The organism is Sediminibacterium sp. (assembly GCF_019264485.1).
Lineage (GTDB): Bacteria > Bacteroidota > Bacteroidia > Chitinophagales > Chitinophagaceae > Sediminibacterium.
On the sequence record NZ_JAHVAA010000007.1, the window covers coordinates 138,751 to 161,689 of the forward strand.

Consider the following 22,939-nt stretch of genomic DNA (forward strand, 5'->3'; position numbering starts at 1 on the left):
AATCGACTTGCGACATTTTGAAAATCGCTGCATCAGAATGTTTGCAAAAATTAACTTTCCCTTCTCTTTAATTAACCAATAAGGTGGTATTGAGTGAAATACAATACATGCCAGTCATATAAGTGTTCATTTGACACAACCCTTGTATATCAATGCTTTCGCGGCCATATTTTAAACTGGTTAAAATACGTTGAGGATTAGTTAAAATATTAGCCGGAATCGTAAAACATTAAAAATACTTTTAAGTGTCAATTTGACCTTTAATAAAACGCTTGCATTATGAAAAATCTACTTGGATGTTTTCTGCTTCTTTCGCTGCTGGTTGTAAATGCAGCAAATGCCCGTTGGGGAAGCCCTCCCAAAACAGTAACGGGTGTAGTTACGGACGCCTCTTCAGGTGCTCCTCTTCAGGGTGCCACTGTAACGGTAAAAAATTCTACTACTGCAACCAGTTCGGATGCAGATGGTAAATTCAGTATCACTGTTCCATCCGACGATGCAATAGTGGATATTACATTCGTTGGATATGTTACCCTTTCTGTTCCGGTAAAAGGACTGAATACTTTATCAGTAAAACTGAACAAAGACATCAATAGTCTTGATGAAGTGGTGGTAGTAGGTTATGGTACGCAAAAGAAAGCAGACCTGACCAGTGCCGTGTCGAGCGTAAAACAGGAAAGTTTTGTAAAAGGATTTGTAAGAGATGCCGCCCAGTTAATTCAGGGTAAAGTGGCCGGTCTTTCCGTATCTACTTCTTCTGGTTCTCCTACTGCCGGTACACAGATTCAGTTAAGAGGTATCACTACCTTGAATGCTTCTACTTCTCCATTAGTATTGATTGATGGAGTTCCGGGTAACCTGAACTCTGTTTCTCCTGAAGATATCGAGTCGATTGACGTATTAAAAGATGGTTCTGCAGCAGCAATCTATGGTACCCGCGGTACCAACGGTGTAATCCTTATCACAACCCGTAAAATTCAGGGTGGTGGTAAATCGGTTGTTGAATACAATACATATGCAAGTATCCAGACCATTGCAAGACGCCCCCGCTTCCTGAATGCGGAGGAGTTTCGTCAGTTTGGAAAAGAAGGATATCCATTTATTGATTATGGGTTGAATACAGACTGGTTTGAACAAATCTCAAGACCTACTCCTTTCAGCCAGACACATAACCTCACTTTCCAGGGAGGTAACAGACAAACCAGTTACACTGCCAATGTAAACTATCGTAACTGGCAAGGTATGTTCCTTAATTCAGTGAATCGTCAACTTACTTTACGTGCTGATGTAAATCATACCATGCTTGATGGAAAAGTAAAAGTAAACCTGAACGTAATCAGTCGTCAGCGTAATGATGATGGTGGATTTAACAGCTACGTATATCGTCAGTCTGTAATCCGTAACCCAACAGACAGTGTGTACGATTTCCAGGGTCGCTGGAAAGAGCGGAATATTTATTTCTATGATAATCCATTGGCTTACCTGATGGAAACAATTGCGAGAAATGAATCTCAGGAAACACGTTTATCTGCAAGTATTACTGCTAATATAGCACGCGGACTGAATGCCAAATTATTGGTGGCCAATGTGCAGAATGAATCATTGTCTGGTTTCTCTGAAACAAAGAAACACGTGTCTACTACTAAAAACGGAAGAAACGGTAATGCTTCAAGAAGTACCAGTGCCGGTGAAGATAACCTGTTGGAGTTTACTATGGATTATACCAAGAGCTTTGGTAAACATCGTGTAGTAGCATTGGCTGGTTATAGCTATCAGGATCAGCGTGATGAAGATTTTTCTGTATCAAATTGGGACTTCCCAACTGATGAATATTCATACAACCGTTTGCAAGCCGGTAATGCCTTAGGAAGAGGTGAAGCATCTATGAACAGCTTCCAGTCTTCAAGCAAATTAATTGGTTTCTTTGGCCGTGTGAATTATAATTTCAGCGACAGGTATTTATTGTCTGCAAGTGTTCGTCGTGAAGGTTCTTCTAAATTTGGAGCCAACCACAAATGGGGTACTTTCCCGGCTGTATCTGCTGCATGGCGTGTTAAGAATGAATCATTCCTCCGTGATGTAACTTTTATTCATGACCTGAAAGTTCGTGCAGGCTTTGGTGTTACTGGTATTGCGCCGGGTAACTCATACTTATCTCAAACCAGTTTGAACTACGGAACACGTTTCCTGGATAATGGTGTATGGATTCAGTCACTGTCTCCGGTACGTAACCCTAACCCGGATTTAAGATGGGAGAAAAAAGAGGAAGTTAACTTTGGTATCGACCTGTCTATCCTGAAAGGAAGACTGAGTACTACAATTGATATTTATAAGAGAACAACACGCGATATGTTATACAACTACAGCGTACCTGTTCCTCCCTACCTCTTTAACAGTATCCTCGCAAACGTGGGGGTAATGGAGAATAAAGGTGTGGAAGTATTGATCAACTTCAATGCTATCCAGAAAAAAGACTTCTCATGGGAAACCAGTGTAAACTTCTCTACCAACTCAAACAAACTGGTTAGCTTATCTAATAACCAGTTCAGAACTACTGCCAACTTCTTTACAGCAGGTGGTACTGGTGAGCCGGTACAGGATTATACGCACCGAGTAGATATAGGTGGTCCTATCGGAAATTTCCATGGTTACAGATCAGTTGATATTGATGCCAACGGTTTGTGGATCATTGAAGGAGCAGATGGTAAACCAAAACCATATAGCCAGGCTCGTCAGGAAGACAAGAAAATCCTGGGTAATGGCTTACCTAAGTATTATGCTGGCTGGAACAACACTGTTCGTTACAAAAACTGGGACCTGAGTGTATTGATGCGTGGTGCTTTTGGTTTCCAGATCCTGAACTTCCAGCGTATGTTCTATGAAAACTCGCAGCCACAGATCCTCGGTAACTATAATGTATTGTTATCTGCATTCGATAAAGTGTATGGTAAAACTAGGCTTACCAATTCACAGGCATATGTTAGCCACTACATAGAAAATGGTGATTACTGGAAGATTGATAACATCACATTGGGGTATAATGTAAACCTGAAAAGCAACAAATATGTGAAGTCACTTCGCATCTATGCTTCAGGTCTGAACATGTTCACTATTACCGGTTACAAAGGAATTGATCCTGAAGTAAACAGGGGTGGATTGGCTCCTGGTAATGATGAGCGTGATAAATATCCAACAACACGCACATTCACTTTAGGTGCATTGGTAACATTATAATCTGATAAAAGAAACGATAAATCATGAAATGAGCCAATTGCAAGTGTGAATACCGCTACCATTTTTACTGGCGAATTCCATTTGGCTCAAATCAATAAAAGCGACGCAAATGAAAACATATAATAATCATAAATGGTTCCTTACAGCAGCGCTGGCTGGCACCATGTTAATGAACAGCTGTACAAAGCTTGATGAAGAAGTGTATTCAGAATTACTGGCACAAAATTTTCAGGCAACTGCACAGGATGTACCTGCGTTGATTGCACCCGTATACACTGTATTGCGTGCCAATACCGCCAGTTGGCAGGGACTTTTCGACCTGCAGGAAGAGGCGGCCGACCAGATTGTAACACCCGCCCGTCCGAACGGATGGGTAGATGGTGGTACTTATCGCCGTATGCATGAACACGTATGGACACCCACGCAGGGTCAGCCTAATGGTTTATATAACCGTTGTTATACTGGTATCAACAATGCCAACAGGGTATTGTTCCAGATCGAATCAGGTGAAATACCTGTTCCGAGTGGAAAAGATGCCATCATTGCCGAGTTGAAAGCAGCACGTGCTTACTATTATTATCTGTTATTGGATAATCATGGTAATGTACCTGTCGTTACAGACTTTAAAGACACCAGCTTACCTGTTCAGAGAACACGTCAGCAGGTGTACGATTTCGTTGTAAAGGAATTTACAGATGCGATTCCCAATCTTTCACCTGTTGTTTCTAAAGCAACGTATGGCCGTATGACACGTTGGGCTGCAAAAGCGTTTCTGGCTCGTGTATATCTGAATGCACAAGTATACACAGGTACATCTAAATGGGCTGAGTGTATACAGCAGTGTAATGATATTATTGCAGCTAATCAGTATTCACTGTCAAATACGTACAAAGAGAATTTCTCATCTACCAATGAAAATTCAAAAGAAACCATTTTTGCGGTTCCTTATGATGAAATTTTTGCAACAGAGAGTAACCTACACATGAAAACACTGGATCCACTGATGCAGTTGGTATATCCGATGCAGGTGCAGCCATGGGGTGGTAACTGCGCAGTGCCTCAGTTTATCGATACCTATGATCCGGATGACAGACGTTTGAGAGATACATGGATCATGGGTCCTCAATACAATGCCACTACAGGTGCACTGGTTATTAACTATGTTAAAACGGTAACCAGTATTGCTTCAAGTACATCAAACCAGGGTTTCCGAATTGGTAAATATGAAATCAAAGCAGGTATGCGTGGTGGTTCAAGCGTTGACTTTCCATTGATGCGTTATGCTGATGTACTGATGATGAAGGCAGAGTCATTATTACGCACCGGAGATGCTGCTCAGGCTGCTACAATTGTTACACAGGTACGTGCGAGAAATTTTGCGGCCAATCCTGCAAAAGCAACTGTAACCGCAGCACAATTACAACAGGGAAGCAGCTACTCATATGGTGAGTGGGCCAATGGTGCACAAACTACTGTAGAAGGTGGTGGCGATATTCCTTTCGGAAGAATGCTGGATGAATTAGGCTGGGAGTTCGCTGCTGAAGCAAAACGCAGACAAGACCTTATCCGTTTCGGGGTGTTTCACAGAAAGAGCTGGTTCTCTCATAAACCATCAGCTACTTTCAGGAATATTTTCCCGATACCGGCTAACTCTTTGCTGACGAATCCTAACCTTAAGCAAAACCCGGGCTATTAATAAAAGTCTTTCTCATAGGTTTAGGTTTTAGGTATTAAGCAATAGCAAGGCCTGCAAACAGTTCAATTGCAGGTCTTGCTGTTCAAATACCCTGAGTATCTTCACCAGAGAAAAGCATCATATATGAAACATCAACTCCTTCTTACACTTGTTTTTTCTGTTTGTACAGCAGGAATACTGCAGGCGCAAAACCAGCGGGCATTTACAAAAACCGATTCACTGCGTGGTACCATCACTCCTGAAAGAGCCTGGTGGAACCTGACAAGGTACGATCTGGAAGTACAGCCAGATTATCTCACCAAAACATTGAAAGGAGTTAATACCATCAGTTATACGGTGGTAGAAAATAATGGCTCAACTAAAATGCAGATCGATCTGAAAGATCCATTGAAGATTGATGAGGTAAAAGATGCAGCCGGAAAAAAATACAGTTTTAAAAAAGAAGGATCGGTATGGCTGATTGATATTGCTGATCAGAAAAAAGGAACAAGCGGAAAATTATCCATACACTACAGCGGAACCCCTCATGAAGCCATCCGTGCTCCCTGGGATGGTGGCTGGACTTTCACCAAAGATTCATTAGGCAGGCCCTGGATGACGGTAACCTGTCAGGGTGGAGCAGGCGCTTCTATATGGTATCCCTGTAAAGATCACCAGAGTGATGAACCTGATAAGGGAGCATCACTCACCATGCGTGTACCAGATACTTTGATGGCCATAGGTAATGGCAGGTTGAAAAAAACAACCAAACACGGAGATGGTACTACCAGCTATCGTTGGGAAGTCATCAATCCGATCAACAACTACAATATCATTCCGTATATCGGAAAATATATCAACTTTAAAGAAGTGTACCAGGGTGAGAAAGGTAAACTCGATCTCAACTATTGGGTACTTGATTATAACGAACAGAAAGCAAAAAACTACCTGCCCAAAGAAGTACACAATACCATGAAAAGTTTTGAGTACTGGTTTGGCCCTTATCCGTTTTATGAAGATGGTTACCAGTTAATTGATGTACCACATACCGGTATGGAACACCAGAGCGCCGTTGCTTATGGCAACTGGTACCAGCCGGGTTACAGAAAAAGAGATGGATCGGGAACAGGATGGGGACTGAAATGGGACTTTATAGTAATTCATGAAAGCGGCCATGAGTGGTTCGGTAATAATATTACTTCAAAAGACCTGGCCGATATGTGGGTGCATGAAGGTTTTACCAACTACAGCGAAACCTTATTTGTAGATTATATTTTCGGCGAACAGGCAGGTAACGAATACAATGCAGGTATCAGAAGAGGTATCAGGAACGATAAACCGATTATTCCAACAACTTATGGTGTAAATGCACAAGGCAGCGGAGATATGTATCCGAAAGGAGGCAACCTCTTACATGCTATTAAACACAGCATGAACGATAGTGAAAAATTCAGACAGATTCTTCGTGGACTAAATAAAGATTTTTATCACCAGACGGTAACATCTGCACAGGTAGAAAACTATATCTCAGAAAAAGCTGGATTCGATTACAGCAAAGTATTTGATCAGTACTTAAGGAATACCGCAATACCAAAATTTGAATTCGAGGTAAAGGGTAATACGGTTCGTTATCGTTATACCAACTGTATCCCTGGATTTAACCTGCCGGTAGTTCTTACAAACAATACGACTGTATTAAAGTTATTGCCAACAGATGAATGGGCAACAACTGAATTGAAAGCAAATGAGTTGTTGATGCTGACTGTGGAGGCAGTAAAGAGTATGTATTATATAGACCCTGTACAAATAAAATAATTCACTAAAAAATTCGGAGAGCAATGAAAAAGTTTCAGTTCATTTTTACAGGATTACTGCAGGTGATGCTGTTGACGGGTTTTATAACGTCGGCAAAAGCACAGCAGTCGCTTACCGGCAAACCTAATCTGGCATTAGTGGCGAAAGTCAGTTCAAGCCGCGGAGGTTTTGGCGTAGAGGGATTGAATGATCAGAAAACGCCTGTTAATACTGGCAACAACCGCCAGGGCGGCGGTGGTAATAACCGTCCCCCACGCGCCAATATCTGGGTGCAATATGAATGGCAGGAACCTGTTAGTACCAGTGAAATAGGTTTATTCTGGTGGAATTTTAATAACAATGTTCGGTTGCCAGAGCAATACCGTGTTTCCTACTGGAATGGTACTGCATTTGTTCCGGTAGAAAATGCACAGGGACTTGGTAAAGAAAATAATCAACTCAATACAACCACATTCAAAGAAATCACCACTACGCGTATGCGCATTGATCTCGATTCTGCAGACCGTGGCGTGACAACTTTGCTGGAATGGGCGGTAACCAAAACACCCAATTCACCCAACCCCAAACCGCTTGTGTCTGCGGGTATTGACAGAGATGTAATCATCAACGGTAAAACTTATCTGGATGCTTCTGTAAAATCTGTTTCACCTGTATCTAAAATTGAATGGAAGAAAGTATCAGGTCCGGGTACCGTACAGTTTAGTGATGCCGGTTCACTAAAATCAACCGCAAATTTTACTGCCATTGGCGATTATGAATTAGCGATGACTGCTACTGAAGGTAACCTGTCTCAAACATCAAGCATCAAAGTAAAAGTACATAACCCGCCACCTGCACAAAGGCTGGATGTGGTGTATACCAAAAAATATAAAATAGACAATAAACTCTGGAACGATCGTGCAAAAGCCATGATCGTTAACTGGATACCTTATTGTATTGCACAGAATGAAAGAACCGATTTAACCATTGGCCAGGGTGGTCTTGATAATTTTATTGAAGCTGCGAAGGCATTACGCGGTGAACCACATGCACGTCATAAAGGGTATGTATTCTCCAATGCATGGGTACACCAGACTGTTGAATCAATCTGTATTGCATTGATGGTAGATCCTCAGGGCGATAAAGAAATTATTGCAGCTCAGGCAAAAATGAAAGATGCACTGGAAAGATGGATCCCCATTATTCTTGCGGCACAGGAATCTGACGGGTACCTGCATACAGCTTATACATTACGCGACACCACCCGCTGGAAAGACCGCTGGGCCCCACGTAACCGTGGCGATCATGAAGGATATGTTGCAGGTTATTTTATTGAATCTGCCATCAACCATTACACCTTAACCAATGGTAAAGACAGACGTTTATATGATGCAGCCAAAAAACTGGCAGACTGCTGGGTAAAAAATATCGGAACAGGTGCGGGTCAGAAAGAATGGTACGATGGTCACCAGGAAATGGAACAGGCGCTCGTACGTTTTGGCCGTTTTGTAAACGATATGGAGAAAAATGGCCGGGGCGACAGCTATGTAAAACTGGCTAAATTCCTGCTCGACAGCCGCAAGAATGGTAGCGAGTACGACCAGAGCCATGTACCGGTTCAACAGCAATATGAAGCAGTAGGTCATGCGGTAAGAGCAACATACAATTATTCAGCAATGGCCGATGTGGCTGCAGAAACAGGTGATGTAGATTATCAGAGTGCGGTTATGTCGTTATGGAATAACCTGATCAATAAAAAATATTACTTAACCGGTGGTATCGGCAGTGGTGAAACATCAGAAGGTTTTGGCCCTAACTATTCTCTGCGTAACAATGCCTATTGCGAATCATGTTCCAGTGCGGGTTTAATTTTCTTTCAGTATAAAATGAACCTGGCTTATCACGATGCCAAGTATGCTGACTTGTATGAAGAAACCATGTACAATGCATTACTGGGTTCACTGGATCTGGATGGAAAGAATTTCTATTATACGAATCGTTTATCAGAAGCACAACCGAGAGATCCATGGCATGTTTGTCCATGCTGCGTAGGTAATATTCCACGTACCTTATTAATGGTGCCTACATGGACCTATGTAACTGACCCCAAAGCTATTTATGTAAATATGTATATAGGTAGTACCATAAACGTAGAGCGTGTGGCAGGAACAGATATTGAAATGGTACAGAAAACCAATTACCCATGGGAAGGCGCTGTGGCCATTACGGTGAATCCTAAAGTAAGCTCAGCGTTTACGGTTTATGTGCGTGTACCCAACAGAACTACCAGTGAACTGTACACACCTGATAAAGAAGTGAAAGGGTTGAAATACCTGAAAGTAAATGGCAAGAATGTGCCTGTTGAAATAAACAAAGGTTATGTAGCTATTAAACGTACCTGGAAAAAAGGCGATAAGATTGAGCTGGAAATGCCAATGGAAGTACAGAAGTTTCATGCCGATACAAGAATTGAAGCCAACCGTGGCCGTGTAGCATTGCGTTTCGGGCCATTGATTTATAATGTGGAATCAGCAGACGGACAAGACATTAATAAAGCGATTGATACCCAAAAACCACTGGCGATGGAGTGGAGAGATAATTTCCTCCGTGGCATGCTGGTGATTAAGGGTCAGTGGGAAGATGGGACGCCATTGCTGGCTATACCCAACTATGCGAGAACCAATCGACTGGATGGGAAAATGCCTGCTGCAACAACTACTACATTGCCTACAGAAGCAAATGAACCTCCGCAAAGAATTCAGAACAGACCGGTAGCGTCTGCCATCTGGATAAAGGAGAAACCTAATAAATAAGTTTTTAGCGTTTTGTTTTGGCGTTTATCGTTTAAGCCTGTATTCGTAAGAATGCAGGCTTATTTTGTGATTTATAACTTTAATATGAATGAGACCAAAGAGAGACAAACGTATCTAAAAGAGGAGTACTATATTTTGTAAAGTAATGATAGATTAGTTCAACAGACGATCAGTACGAAATTGCAAAACTGATTGAGACATAACGATAGTAGAACTACGTTCGGTTACCTGCATACAATTAATAGAGGATATATGTTAGGTGTAGATATGCGAACTTTTTTTGAGTGACGCAATAATTTATAAGGCATTATTATTCATTTGTTTAAGAAAATACACGCAACTTGATATTATAAAAAAGGTTTGTATATTTATGAGTTAGGCGTCACCCTAATTAAATAAATATGAATGACAAAATAGAACTAAAATTCTACAACACATGGACACAAAATATAAAGAGACGATATCACAGCTTTTAAAATTTAGAGATGAAAGAGATTGGCAACAGTTTCATGACTCAAAAAATCTAGCCTTGGCAATCTCTATTGAAGCTTCCGAATTAAATGAGTTGTTTCTTTGGAAAGAGAAGCCAGAAAGCGAGAGTGTCAGCATAGAAAAAATTAAAGAAGAGTTGGCTGACATATTATCTTTTGCGTTTTTGTTAGCTGACAAACATCATTTGGATCCATTTGAAATAATTTCAGAAAAAATCAAAAAGAATAACGAAAAATACCCTGTTGATAAAGCAAAAGGCAAAGCAGACAAGTACACCGATTTATAAATGCACAAAAAATTCGACATATATAATTACGACTTCGATTCAAATATTGAAAGTGAATTGATTGAAAACCACAGAGACTACTTGTCTTGGCCTGTTGTGTATTTTCTTAATAATCAGAAGTCTAAAGAAGCATATGTTGGTGAGACTACTGATGTAGTTAATAGGCTTAAAACACATTCCAAGAACGATCAGAAGCAAAAAAACACAAACGTGCATCTTGTTTTAAGTGAATTCTTTAACAAGTCTGCAGCATTAGATCTTGAATCCTATTTAATCAGATACATTGCTGCAGATGGGATATATACATTGCAAAATGGGAATTTGGGAATAACCAATCATCGCTATTATCAGCAGAAAGAAGTTTATTGGAATATCTTTAAGGATATCTGGAGCGAACTAAGAGGTCTTGGAATCGCAAGACATTCATTGGAACATATTGATAATTCAGATCTATTTAAATATTCTCCTTACAAGTCATTATCAACAGAACAAATTTCAGGTTTAAAAATGATCTTAACTTGTCTTTTAGATGATAAAGCTAAAACCAATTTAATTCAAGGAGGTGCAGGAACCGGGAAATCCATTCTTGCTATTTTTATTTTTAAACTTTTAAAGACGAATCTTGATGACTTTAACTTTTCGGATTTTGACGAGGAAGATCAAGAGCTTTTCAAGTTGGTCGATCAAGTAAAGTTGAAATACGCTAGTATGACTATGGCTCTTGTGATTCCTATGTCATCTTTCCGTAAGACCATTTCGAAGGTTTTTAAAAACATCAAAGGCCTATCTTCTGACATGGTAATAGGTCCTTCAGACTTAGCTAAAAAGAAATATGATTTAATTGTTGTTGATGAAGGACATAGATTGAGGCGGCGGGTTAATCTCGGACCATATTTTAAACCGTTTGATATTACTTCTGCAAAATTTGGGTTTGATAAAAATACTTGCTCAGAATTAGATTGGGTTTTACATCAGTCGAATAAATGTCTCATTTTTTACGATCGGTTTCAATCCATAAAACCTTCGGATGTACAAAGAGAAAGATTTGTTGAGCTTGAAAATGATAAAACAACAAGAATAGAGACTTTAAAAACCCAATTTCGGTCAAGGGGTGGGATTAATTATGTGAATTTCATACACAACTTATTCGATGCGAACCTTAAGAAATTAATGCCCTTTAAATCTTTAGATTTTGACTTAAGGTTGTTTGACAACCCCGATGATCTTGTAAGGGAAATTAATATAAGAGAGAAGGCAGAGGGACTTTCAAGATTAGTTGCTGGTTACGCTTGGGAATGGGTATCAAAAAAAGATAAAAATAAGTTTGACATAAAAATTGGTAATGTCCAACTAAAATGGAATAGTGTGGCAGTTGATTGGGTGAACTCACCAAATTCAATAAATGAAGTTGGGTGCATTCACACTACGCAAGGGTATGACTTAAATTATGTGGGTGTAATTATAGGGCCAGAAATTGATTATGATTTTGAAAATCAGGAATTGGTTGTTTATAAAGATCGGTATAAGGATAAGGCCGGCAAAAACACGATAACTGATGAACTTATTCTGAAGGAGTATATCATTAATATCTATAAAACAATTTTACTTCGAGGAATAAAGGGAACTTATATTTTCGCAGTTAATAAAAATTTAAATGCGTATTTGTCTAAATTTATAAAAACGCAGGCCAATAATGATAAAAGCCAATTGATTCAATTGCTAGATGTCCCTAACGATCGTACAATTCCTTATTACGATCTTAAAATTGCAGCGGGTACTTTCTCCTCACAACAACAGGTTGAGAACATAAGGTATATTGAACTTGAAACTGAAAATTATATAAAGAAAGATTATTTCGCTTGCAGAGTTATTGGCGAATCCATGAATAAAATAATTCCCAATGACTCAATTTGTTTATTTGAAAAGTATTCTGGTGGAACAAGAAATGGTAAAATCGTATTAGTTGAAATGACTGATTTTACCGACTCTGATACAGGATCAAATTATACAGTTAAAGAATATGCAAGCAAGAAAGTTGAATCAGAAGAAGGTTGGAAGCACGAGGAAATTGTACTGATACCAAAATCTGACAAAGATTATTCGGTCATCACTCTTCGAGATGAAGAAACGATCAATTTAAAAGTTGTAGGCGTATTTATTAAAGTTTTAGGTAAATGCCAATCTTAAATAAAATAAATCATTACGATTAACTTTTGGAAAGTTCCGAAACTTTCCAAAAATTTCTTATCTCCGAAGGCTATTTATAGGCAAAGCGATTTTACTACTACCAGAAAAAGAAGCTTTCATAACTAACTATTAAATCTCTCATATTTTCCTCGCTCACCTAATGCCAATAACCATAACAGAAGAGCATAAAATTCATGAAATATGCAAGGAGGCAGGATACAAAAATTTCGTCTTTAATTTAGAAGATCATTTGTATAAAATAAAATTCATTCATCACGACAAATAAACCACAGCGAGGTACGCATAGAAACTAATTATTGCGGTACTTGCTAAAAAAAACATCGCCAACCTCATTCTATTATCTTCTCCAAAACAGAAAAAAAGTACAAGAAATCTGCCATTTTTTCTAAACTGTCAACAGCCTGTTCTATCAACGATAGTAAACAGTCTATATACTGTTTTTCATGATATTTTGTAATTACATTCGGGAGAGCGCAACATGACATTTCCTGAAAATAAATTAAATAAAAACTGCTTGAAAGGAGGTTCATACAGTGAACTGAAAATGTTTATTCAAAAGTATTTACCTGAATGTAATTTTTAAAAATGAATCATTAAACAAATATGGAAAGAGATACCATTATAAAACTAAGCAAGGCTTTTGAAGAATATGCCTGCGAAGAAGACGGTATTGATTACTGGCTTGCACGCGAACTTCAAATTTTGTTGGGTTATGCTGAATGGCGTAATTTTTTGAATGCTGTTGACAAAGCAAAAGAAAGTTGCAAAACCACTGGTGAAGCGGTTTCCGACCATTTTGTTGACGTCAACAAAATGGTCAGAATTGGATCGGGTGCAGAGAAGCTGGTAGACGATATAATGCTCACCCGTTATGCCTGTTACCTGATTGCTCAAAATGGTGATCCTAAAAAAGAACCCATTGCTTTTGCTCAAAGCTATTTTGCTATTCAGACCCGTAAACAGGAATTGCTCGAAGAACGAATAAAACTGAATGAAAGATTAAGAGCAAGAGAAAAACTGGCAGCTACTGAAACTGAGTTGTCTAAAAATGTTTACGAAAGAGGTGTCGACAGCAAGGGCTTTGCAAATATTCGTAGCAAAGGCGACTGGGCATTGTTTGGTGGATTTAATACCAGTGCTATGAAAAGAAAATTGGGTATTGCAGAAAAGAGACCATTAGCCGATTTCTTACCAACCATTACAATTACAGCCAAGCAACTGGCAACTGAAATTACTAATTTCAATGTAAAGAAAAACAACCTGAAAGGAGAGAAAAACATTGTTGTTGAACACATGAAAAATAACAAAGATGTAAGAGGATTATTGGGGAAAAGTGGCATTAAGCCGGAAGGATTACCTCCTGAAGAAGATATCAAAAAATTAGAACGAAGAGTAAAGTTAATTGATACCGAAATTTCAAAGAAAAAACTGAAAAGGAAATAAGCGTAGTATTATAAGTAGTGCTGTTCGGGGAAAAAAGGCTGAGAGCTATGAGCCATGAGTAGCGAGCCAAGACTGGTGGTTGTTTTAGACAATCTGCTATTAGTGGAGCAAATGGTTGGGCTTGCGAAGCAGGTTTATAAAACACCTGCTTAAAAAATTACCTGATGGCAACAAATATGCTAGTGGGTGCTTTAATTCAATATAGAAAGCTCATCGCTGTAGCTGGTTTTAGCGGGCCGCAATGTATTATAAGTACCGATTTACCTCTCTGCAACAAGAAAAGTAAAAAAACTGGAAAGCCAATGAGGATATGGGTTCAGACCATTTTGTTGACGTCAACAAAATGGTCCGAATTGGCGCTGGTTCAGCATGGTTACTGATAGCATGATGCTTCACGAAATGCAGCTTATCTGGATACTCAAAAAATTGAATCAGATACTTTTAAGCGCAAGAACAGTTTTTAATCCTATTCAACCATTGTGCCCTTTTCCTGTTAAATTTGTACCTCATATCTCATTTATGCAAGCATACTGTCATTCGCTTACACAGTACAAACGGTTGAAGACCAGGGAAGTGCGTATTGGTGATCTTTTATTAGGCAATAACCACCCCATCCGCTTACAAACCATGACCACTACCGATACCATGGATACCCTGGCAACGGTAGAGCAGAGCATACGCTGTATAGAAGCCGGGGCGGAACTGGTGCGCATTACGGCACCCAGTAAAAAAGAAGCGGAAAATCTGTTGCATATTAAAAATGAGCTGCGTAAAAGGGGCTATAATACCCCATTGGTAGCCGATATTCATTTCACCCCCAATGCTGCCGAAATAGCCGCCAGAATCGTGGAGAAAGTAAGGGTAAACCCTGGTAACTATGTAGACAAAAAGAAATTTGAACTGATAGAGTATACCGACGCCGATTATGCAGAAGAAATAGAAAGAATTCAGGAGAAGTTTACACCACTGGTACGCATCTGTAAAGAACATGGTACTGCTATGCGTATCGGAACCAACCATGGCTCACTCAGCGATCGTATCATGAGCCGTTATGGCGATACACCCATGGGTATGGTAGAAAGTGCCATGGAGTTTTTACGGATTGCACGTTACGAAAGCTATCACAATATTGTACTGAGCATGAAAGCCAGTAACCCGCAGGTAATGGTACAGGCATACCGCTTACTCATACAACAGATGGATGCAGAATTTGGAGAGTGTTATCCGCTGCACCTCGGCGTAACAGAAGCAGGTGATGGTGAAGATGGCAGGGTAAAAAGTGCAGCAGGCATCGGAACCTTGCTGGAAGATGGTATCGGCGATACAGTAAGGGTAAGTTTAACAGAAGACCCCGAATTTGAAATACCCGTTTGCCGCGATCTGGTGAAAAGGTATACAGCAAAAGAAAGAACGACACAGCATATTCCTGTCATTGAAAAAATTACTTACAACCCCTTTAACTATCAGCGCAGAGAAAGTTTTGAAGTAGCAAATATTGGAGGTAAGCAAGTGCCTGTGGTAATAGCTGATTTGAGTAAAGCAGGAAAGATAGCACCCGCAACATTAGAAAGAGTAGGGTATAGCTACGATGCAGTTACCGATAAATGGAATATCAGCGATACTGCCGCCGATTATATTTTCACCGGCGATCAGTTACTCGATTTTGCTTTACCCGGTACATTGAAAGTGATTGTTTATCCGCAAATATGGAAACAGGCAAAGGATCAGGAAAAATATTGTCCGATTGATGATATCAATGGATACCTCAACAATCCGGACAGGAGTAAGACGCTGAATTTTGTGATGATTGATTGTTATAACGATGGCACTATTCCACCTGCCGCACAATTGCAAGAACTGGCAGCAGATAAAACGGTGGTTCTCTGTTTAAGCAGTACCAACGATCACGCTATGCCATCGGTGAGAAGAATGTTTGTTGAACTGCAGGAACAAAAAATACAAAATCCTGTGGTACTCATTGTAGACAGTAACTGGCAAACAACCGACGAACACCTGATTCATTATGCAACAGAGGCAGGCGCCTTATTACTGGATGGTTTTGGTGATGGTGTATGTTTTGGTATGACCGGAAAGAGTTATGAGCAGGCAGCTTCGGTGAGTTCAGATACCAGCGGAAGAAATTATGTATCGAACACTTCTGTTGAACAATTTGTAAATGCAACCGCATTCAGCATATTACAGGCCACACGTACACGCATATCCAAAACAGAATATATTTCCTGTCCGAGTTGCGGCAGAACTTTGTTCGACTTACAGGAAACTACTGCAAAAATCCGTTCAGTAACCAATCATTTGAAAGGGGTGAAAATTGCCATCATGGGTTGTATTGTAAATGGCCCGGGTGAAATGGCTGATGCCGACTTTGGTTATGTAGGCAGTGGGGTAGGGAAAATTACCCTGTATAAAGGGAAGGAAGTGGTAAAGAGGAATGTTGAGAGTGAAGTGGCAGTAGAAGAACTAATCAATATTTTAAGAGAAAATGGTGCATGGGTAGAACCTGCATCCTAAAATAACCCTGCGTGAACTCCGTTGCCTCTCGTTCTCTGCGGTGAAACTCCGTTAATATCAAAACTGATTTTTTAACCGCAGAGAACGAGAGGAAGCAAAGGTTACGCAGAGAGAGGGATAATTTATGCAAACAGATTTTCTTGTTATAGGATCAGGTATTGCAGGGTTAACTTATGCGCTTAAAACAGCACGTTATTTCCCTGACAAAAAAATTACAGTCATTACCAAAACACAGGCCGATGAAACCAATACCAAATATGCACAGGGAGGTATTGCCGGTGTATGGGATGAAAACAGGGATAGCTACGATAAACATATTGAAGACACACTCATTGCGGGCGATGGCTTATGCAATGAGGAAATAGTAGAAATAGTAGTTAAAGAAGGCCCCGAAAGAATCAAGGAAATTATATCCTACGGAGCAGAGTTCGACAAGAATGAAAAAGGGGAATATAGTTTAGGCAAAGAAGGCGGTCACAGCGAAAACAGGATACTGCATCACAAAGATGTAACCGGCCAGGAAATGGAACGTGCACTGCTCGACGAATTGAAACGGGTACCTAATATTGAACTCGTTAATCATTGTTTTGTGGTGGACATCCTTACACAGCACCACATGGGTTTTCTGGTTACCAAGTCAACGAATGATATTACCTGTTACGGGGTTTATGTATTGAACCTTCATACCAACCAGATTGAAAAAATTCTGGCAAAAATTACCCTGCTTGCAACAGGCGGCTGTGGTCAGGCTTACCGAACCACTACCAATCCTAAAATTGCAACAGGTGATGGTATTGCAATGGTTTACCGTGCCAAGGGAAGAATTGAAAATATGGAATTTATACAGTTTCATCCAACTGCCCTCTATGAACCTGGTACTTCTCCATCTTTTCTCATAACAGAAGCAGTAAGGGGCGACGGGGGCATTTTACGCAATAAAAATGGGGAAGCTTTTATGGAGCGATATGACTCACGTAAAGACCTGGCCCCCCGCGATATTGTAGCACGCGCCATTGATAATGAAATGAAAAAAACAGGTACGGAACATGTGTACCTGGATTGCCGGCATATGGATAAAGAAAAGTTTATCCATCACTTCCCGAATATTTATGAAAAATGTCTGAGTATTGGTATCGATGTAATGCAGCAAATGATACCCGTTGCACCGGCAGCGCATTATAGTTGTGGGGGCATTAAAACAGATGAATGGGGCAGAACATCTGTGATGAATTTATATGCCTGCGGAGAATGTGCCAGTACCGGCCTGCATGGCGCCAACAGATTGGCCAGTAACAGCTTACTCGAAGCCATGGTATTTGGCCATCGTTGCTACCTCGATAGTATCAAAGCAATAGCGCATATTTCATTTGAAGAAGCAGTTCCCGACTGGAAAACTACCGGTACAACAGACCCAAGGGAAATGATTCTGATTACACAGAGTTTGAAAGAATTACAGCAGATCATGAGCGATTATGTTGGTATCGTTAGAACCGATGTGCGTTTGGAAAGAGCTATGAAACGCCTTGACCTGCTGTATGCAGAAACAGAAGAACTTTATCGTACTACAAAGGTATCGCCACAATTATGTGAACTGCGAAACCTGATTACCGTAGGGTATCTCATTGTAAAAGGCGCACAGTTCAGAAAAGAAAGCAGGGGACTACACTATAATACCGATCATCAGCAAAAAAGTAACCTGCTGCAGAATATTATTTTATAATCTTTGATTTTTTAATCTTTGATTTGTCGATTTTAAATCAAAGATCAAAAGGTCAAAAAATCAAAAATCATGTACCCCATCGTTTACGGTCTTTTTTATCTCCTTTCGCTGCTGCCATGGCGGGTATTGTATTTGATTGGCGATGGGTTATACCTGCTTGTATTTTATGTAATCGGATATCGGAAAAAAGTAGTATTCCAGAATCTTGAAATCGCTTTCCCCGAAAAAACCGAAGCAGAACGTAAACGCATAGCCAAAGATTTTTACCACAATTTTATCGACAGTTTTATTGAAACTATTAAACTACTTTCTGTTTCCGAAAAAGTATTCAGAAAAAGATTTACTGTAAATATCGACGTGCTGAATAATTTATATGCAGGAAGTCAGAATGTACAGATTGTTGCCGGACATTATTTTAACTGGGAATTTGCGAATCTGGGAGTGTCTCTTGATAGTAAGTTTCCTTTTATAGGAGTCTATATGCCATTGAGTAATAAATCCTTTGACAGGTTAATTTATAAGCTGCGTACAAAATTTGGTAGTCTACTGGTGCCAGCCAATGAGTTCAAGAATAACTTTCACTTCTATGCCAAAAACCGTTATGCCCTTGGGTTGGTAGCAGACCAGAACCCAGGTAACCCCGGAAAAGCTTACTGGACCCACTTCTTCGGCAAACCTGCTCCCTTTGCACGTGGGCCGGAGAAAGGTGCTAAAATGAACAATACAGCTATAGTGTATGCGCATTTTTATAAAGTAAAACGAGGGTATTACAAGCTCGACTTTGAATTGGTTACAACCAACCCGAACGAATATGCCGATGGAGCACTCACAAAATTACTGGTAAAAAAAGTAGAAGATTCGGTACGAAAAATTCCTGCCAATTATTTATGGAGCCACAGACGATGGAAATGGTCGCATGAGTATGAAAAGTATAAACACCTTATGGTATGAGGAAATGTAGGATGTAGGATGTCTGATATAACTATGCAATGATTTACTAATGCAAATCAGACATCAGACATCATACATCCTACATCAATTCAAGACTTCCTTCGATTTTTCGAACTTAAACTTATCCTTGAGTTCTTTTATTTTGCTCCAGCCGCCCACTACATTTCTGAGGTTATGAATGCCTTGTCTTTTCATGAGGGAAGCTGCTATTACACTTCTGTAACCACCTGCGCAGTGTACATAAATATTATGGTTGTCTTCAAGATGAGCCATGCTTCCGGGGTCAGACAATTCATCTAATGGTATGTTGAGTGCCTCTTTAATATGACCATCTGCATATTCCGGAACTTTTCTTACATCAACAATCACTATCTGATCATCAAAGGGCAAATCCATAGCCAGTTCATCGGCTTCTACATCGATAATCATATCAATGGTTTCACCGCTGTTTTTCCAATGTTCAAAACCGCCGGCTAAAAAGCCACCAAATTTTTCAAAACCTACACGTGCCAGTCTTACGATACTCTCTTTTTCTTTTCCTTCATCAGTTACTAAAATAATCTCCTGGTCAAAAGGGAGCAAACTACCGGCCCATTCTGCAAAACGACCTTCCAGACCAATAAAAACAGCGCCGGGAATAAAGCCTTCTGTAAACACAGAAGCGTTTCTTGTATCCACTAAAATAATATCAGGTTCACTTAGTTTATTTTTAAAATCAGGGATATCTAAAGCGGTCAGTCCTTTGCTGAGTACAGCGTCTATACTGTCATATCCTTCTTTATTGATACGTGCATTGATCGGGAAATACTGTGGTGGGGCAGATAAGCCATCTGTAACTGCTTTGATAAAGTCTTCTTTGCTTTGCTGTTGTAAAGCGTAGTTACTGTTTTTTTGCTCACCAATAGTGCTGAATGTTTCAGGCCCCAGGTTTTTACCACAACTGCTGCCGGCACCATGGGCCGGATACACAATTACATCATCTGCCAGGGGTATGATTTTATTTTGCAGGCTTTCATACATCATGCCTGCCAGGTCTTCCATGGTAATTTCATTGGTTTTTTGTGCGAGATCGGGCCGGCCTACATCACCTACAAATAAAGTATCTCCTGTGAAAATGGCATGATCCTTCCCTTCTTCATTTTTTAGCAGGTAACAACTGCTTTCGAGTGTATGACCGGGTGTATGTAATACTTGTACCTGTAGTTTCCCTATTTCAAATACTTCCCCGTCTTTGGCCACATGTACAGGGAAACTGGTTTGTGTGGCAGGACCATATACAATAGTTGCGCCGGTTGCAGCGGCAAGGTCGAGATGTCCGCTTACAAAATCTGCATGAAAATGGGTTTCGAAAATATAACGGATCGTGCTATTGCGTTCTTTAGCGAGTGCAAGATATTCTTCAATATCGCGCAGGGGGTCAATAACGGCGGCAATACCGTCGCTTTCAATATAGTATGCTGCTTCACTTAAGCAGCCTGTATATAGTTGTTTTACAAACATATTTCGCGAGTTTAGGCAAAGATAAGACCAAGGATCAGGCCAGACCCTTATCAATTACGAAAAAACAGGCGTAATGTCAGTAAAACTGTCAACCAACCAGTGATTCTACAAAAGCAACCACTTCGGTTAACCGGTTGTAGTTCACGGAGTAGAAGATAAACTTACCGTCTCTTGTAGTGCTTACAATACCGGCTCGTCGAAGAATGGCGAGGTGTTGCGAGGCTACAGACTGCTCCAGGCGAAGTTTCACATAAATTTCTGTAACCGTCATTTTTTGATGATCGTCAAGTAATTTGATGATTTGCTGTCGGAGTTTGTGATTGATTGAACGTAGGATAAGGGCCGCTTTCTTTGTATGAAGAAAGTCCACCTTTATCGCATTTTTCCCGTTATTTAAAACAACGGATTGCAATGATTGGCTCATGACAATTAAGTTATGATGGGGGGTTAACAAACTAAAATTGTACAAATAAAGGTATGTATATTTTTAGAGTTTTATAGCAAAATTTTTATATACCAAAGGAAGAGGCAGCGAAAACCTATTTTTTGGAGGTATCGAAGAATGCTTTCAGGTATAGTGGTTCGGTATAAGCCAGGTCTGCAAAATGCCCATTTATAAAGGATTCGAAGGCAAGTTGGGCCAGATGTCCGGCATGATGTTGCACATCAACAAACCTTGCATTCGGGTGTCCTGATATTTCACTAAATTTTTTCATACCGCTTCCGGAAAACAGCATAATACCTGTTTCAAGGAAATTCGTAAAGGATTGTTTTTCAAGCAACATAGCCTGAGGCGCCAGCTTATTTTGTAAGAAATGGTCATAAACAGCGGTAAAAACTTCCATTCTTCTGGCATCTATCAAAGGGCAGAACAGTTGTATTTCATCCCCCGCTTTTTCAATGGCCGCAGCAGTCATAACTTCCAGGGTATTAATAACAATCAAAGGCTTTTTAAGTGAATAACAGATACCTTTTGCCGTGGCCATACCTACCCTCAAACCGGTATAACTACCCGGCCCACCCGTAACTGCAACGGCTGAAAGATCGGGTAAAGCAATACCTGTTTGCTTTATAACAGATGCAATGGCGGGCTGAATAAAAGAAGCATGGTTTTTTTGATCAGTACTCGTCAATATGGTCAACACTTCATTTCCCCTGCTCAGGCAAACGCCTGCGCTTTCTGTAGCTGTATCTATATTCAGGATATAACTCATGCTTTTTTATTGAGTTGGGCATATTCATCAACCAATGCAGGTGCCGGTGTATATCGTTCATCTTCTTTTGAAAGTATGCTTAACAACTGATGAATTTTATGGATGCCGATCTTTTCACACCACTCGAAGGGACCAAAAGGATAATTGGTACCGAGTTTCATGGCGGTATCTATATCAACTTTGCTGCTTACCTCATCGCCCCAGGCAAAATAAGCTTCATTTATAATCATGCTAATGATTCTTGCCGATACCATTCCTGCAACATCCGGTACAAGGGTAAATGACCAGTCCAGCTTCTCCATTATTGTTTTAACGGCGGCATCATGTTCTCCATGTGCAATTTCTGTAACAGGTCTTTCGAGAAAACCATTCCATGCATTAATACGCACATAATGCCCGGGCAGTGTTAGTGTTGGCGATAATACTGCATTGGCAAATACAATATTATCGGTCATTTCCAGAAAAACGGGACCCTCTTCTTCAAAACAAAGATCGAACCAGACATCAGCCTCTTCAGGTAAAATATCTGTGCCATACCAGTAAATACGGCTGTTGGCTGGCAATGATTTCGATAAAAATGCTTTTTGTTGTTGCGCTGAGGCTTTAACCACTATCTGCATGCTGCAAATTTAGGTTGGTGGGTTGATAGAAAAACAGCAATTTGCCAGTCACAAAAGAAAAGAGAAATATGTCTAAGCAAATCATTAAAACCTCCAAAGCACCAGCACCCATCGGCCCCTACAATCAGGCTGTAAAAGCCAATGGTATGGTATACCTGAGCGGACAGGTTGCTTTTGATCCTGCTACAGGTGAGCTGTTAACCAGTGATCTGAAAACAGAAACCCATCGGGTGATGCAAAATCTTGCGGCGGTGCTGGAAGAGGTGCATATTACTTTCGATCATGTGGTTAAAACCACCATTTTCCTGAGCGATATGGCCCATTTTGCTGAAGTGAATGAAGTATATGGTGCTTATTTCAAAGGCGATTATCCAGCCCGTGAAACAGTAGCCGTAAAAACATTGCCAAGAAATGTAAATGTTGAGATCAGCATGATTGCGGTTGTAGATTTATAATTCAA

15 protein-coding genes are annotated in these 22,939 nt (G+C 40.1%); 11 read left to right on the forward strand and 4 right to left on the reverse strand.

The genetic code is table 11. The features are described from left to right. Positions 1-279 precede the first annotated feature (279 nt). From KXJ59_RS05020 to KXJ59_RS05065, 10 genes are all read left to right on the forward strand, one after another. Complete coding sequence (locus KXJ59_RS05020; RefSeq protein ID WP_295201834.1) at positions 280-3,234, forward strand: TonB-dependent receptor; 2,955 nt, start codon at positions 280-282, stop codon at positions 3,232-3,234. 109 nt (positions 3,235-3,343) lie between these two features. Next, on the forward strand, positions 3,344-4,930 hold the full coding sequence (locus KXJ59_RS05025; RefSeq protein WP_295201836.1) for a RagB/SusD family nutrient uptake outer membrane protein: 1,587 nt from the start codon (positions 3,344-3,346) through the stop codon (positions 4,928-4,930). A gap of 123 nt (positions 4,931-5,053) precedes the next feature. Continuing rightward, entirely contained in the window at positions 5,054-6,724 is a 1,671-nt protein-coding gene (locus KXJ59_RS05030) for a M1 family metallopeptidase (RefSeq protein WP_295201838.1), read from the forward strand. Positions 6,725-6,747: 23 nt separating this feature from the next. Then, a complete protein-coding gene (locus KXJ59_RS05035) occupies positions 6,748-9,516 on the forward strand; it encodes a beta-L-arabinofuranosidase domain-containing protein (RefSeq protein ID WP_295201840.1) in 2,769 nt (922 codons plus the stop codon). A 436-nt stretch (positions 9,517-9,952) separates the two neighbouring features. Beyond that, positions 9,953-10,294, forward strand: coding sequence for a nucleotide pyrophosphohydrolase (locus KXJ59_RS05040; RefSeq protein ID WP_295201842.1), 342 nt, complete (start codon positions 9,953-9,955; stop codon positions 10,292-10,294). Continuing rightward, positions 10,295-12,481, forward strand: a complete 2,187-nt coding sequence (locus tag KXJ59_RS05045) for a DNA/RNA helicase domain-containing protein (RefSeq protein WP_295201844.1) — start codon at positions 10,295-10,297, stop codon at positions 12,479-12,481. Between the two features lie 624 nt (positions 12,482-13,105). Further along, positions 13,106-13,945, forward strand: a complete 840-nt coding sequence (gene dinD / locus KXJ59_RS05050) for a DNA damage-inducible protein D (protein WP_295201846.1) — start codon at positions 13,106-13,108, stop codon at positions 13,943-13,945. Positions 13,946-14,464: 519 nt separating this feature from the next. Further along, positions 14,465-16,474, forward strand: a complete 2,010-nt coding sequence (ispG, locus tag KXJ59_RS05055) for a (E)-4-hydroxy-3-methylbut-2-enyl-diphosphate synthase (RefSeq protein ID WP_295201848.1) — start codon at positions 14,465-14,467, stop codon at positions 16,472-16,474. A 124-nt stretch (positions 16,475-16,598) separates the two neighbouring features. Next, complete coding sequence (gene nadB, locus KXJ59_RS05060; protein ID WP_295201849.1) at positions 16,599-18,194, forward strand: L-aspartate oxidase; 1,596 nt, start codon at positions 16,599-16,601, stop codon at positions 18,192-18,194. 69 nt (positions 18,195-18,263) lie between these two features. Continuing rightward, positions 18,264-19,145, forward strand: a complete 882-nt coding sequence (locus KXJ59_RS05065; protein WP_295201851.1) for a lipid A biosynthesis acyltransferase — start codon at positions 18,264-18,266, stop codon at positions 19,143-19,145. An 84-nt stretch (positions 19,146-19,229) separates the two neighbouring features. Here the strand turns inward: KXJ59_RS05065 and KXJ59_RS05070 are convergent, their stop codons facing one another. The 4 genes from KXJ59_RS05070 to KXJ59_RS05085 all read right to left on the reverse strand — a co-directional run bounded on the left by KXJ59_RS05070 (position 19,230) and on the right by KXJ59_RS05085 (position 22,479). Next, entirely contained in the window at positions 19,230-20,645 is a 1,416-nt protein-coding gene (locus tag KXJ59_RS05070) for an MBL fold metallo-hydrolase (protein ID WP_295201853.1), read from the reverse strand. Positions 20,646-20,733: 88 nt separating this feature from the next. Next, positions 20,734-21,069: a metalloregulator ArsR/SmtB family transcription factor gene (locus tag KXJ59_RS05075; RefSeq protein WP_295201855.1), complete on the reverse strand. Its 336-nt coding sequence runs from the start codon at positions 21,067-21,069 to the stop codon at positions 20,734-20,736. 115 nt (positions 21,070-21,184) lie between these two features. Then, positions 21,185-21,859 carry a tRNA (adenosine(37)-N6)-threonylcarbamoyltransferase complex dimerization subunit type 1 TsaB gene (gene tsaB, locus KXJ59_RS05080; RefSeq protein WP_295201857.1) on the reverse strand — a complete coding sequence of 225 codons (675 nt, stop codon included), beginning with the start codon at positions 21,857-21,859 and terminating at the stop codon, positions 21,185-21,187. After that, positions 21,856-22,479, reverse strand: coding sequence for a 3-hydroxyacyl-CoA dehydrogenase family protein (locus KXJ59_RS05085; RefSeq protein ID WP_295201858.1), 624 nt, complete (start codon positions 22,477-22,479; stop codon positions 21,856-21,858). Before KXJ59_RS05085 ends, tsaB begins: the two co-directional genes overlap by 4 nt. A 68-nt stretch (positions 22,480-22,547) precedes the next feature. Between KXJ59_RS05085 and KXJ59_RS05090 the strand changes: the two genes are divergently transcribed. Beyond that, complete coding sequence (locus tag KXJ59_RS05090; protein ID WP_295201860.1) at positions 22,548-22,934, forward strand: RidA family protein; 387 nt, start codon at positions 22,548-22,550, stop codon at positions 22,932-22,934. The last annotated feature ends 5 nt before the right edge of the window (positions 22,935-22,939 follow it).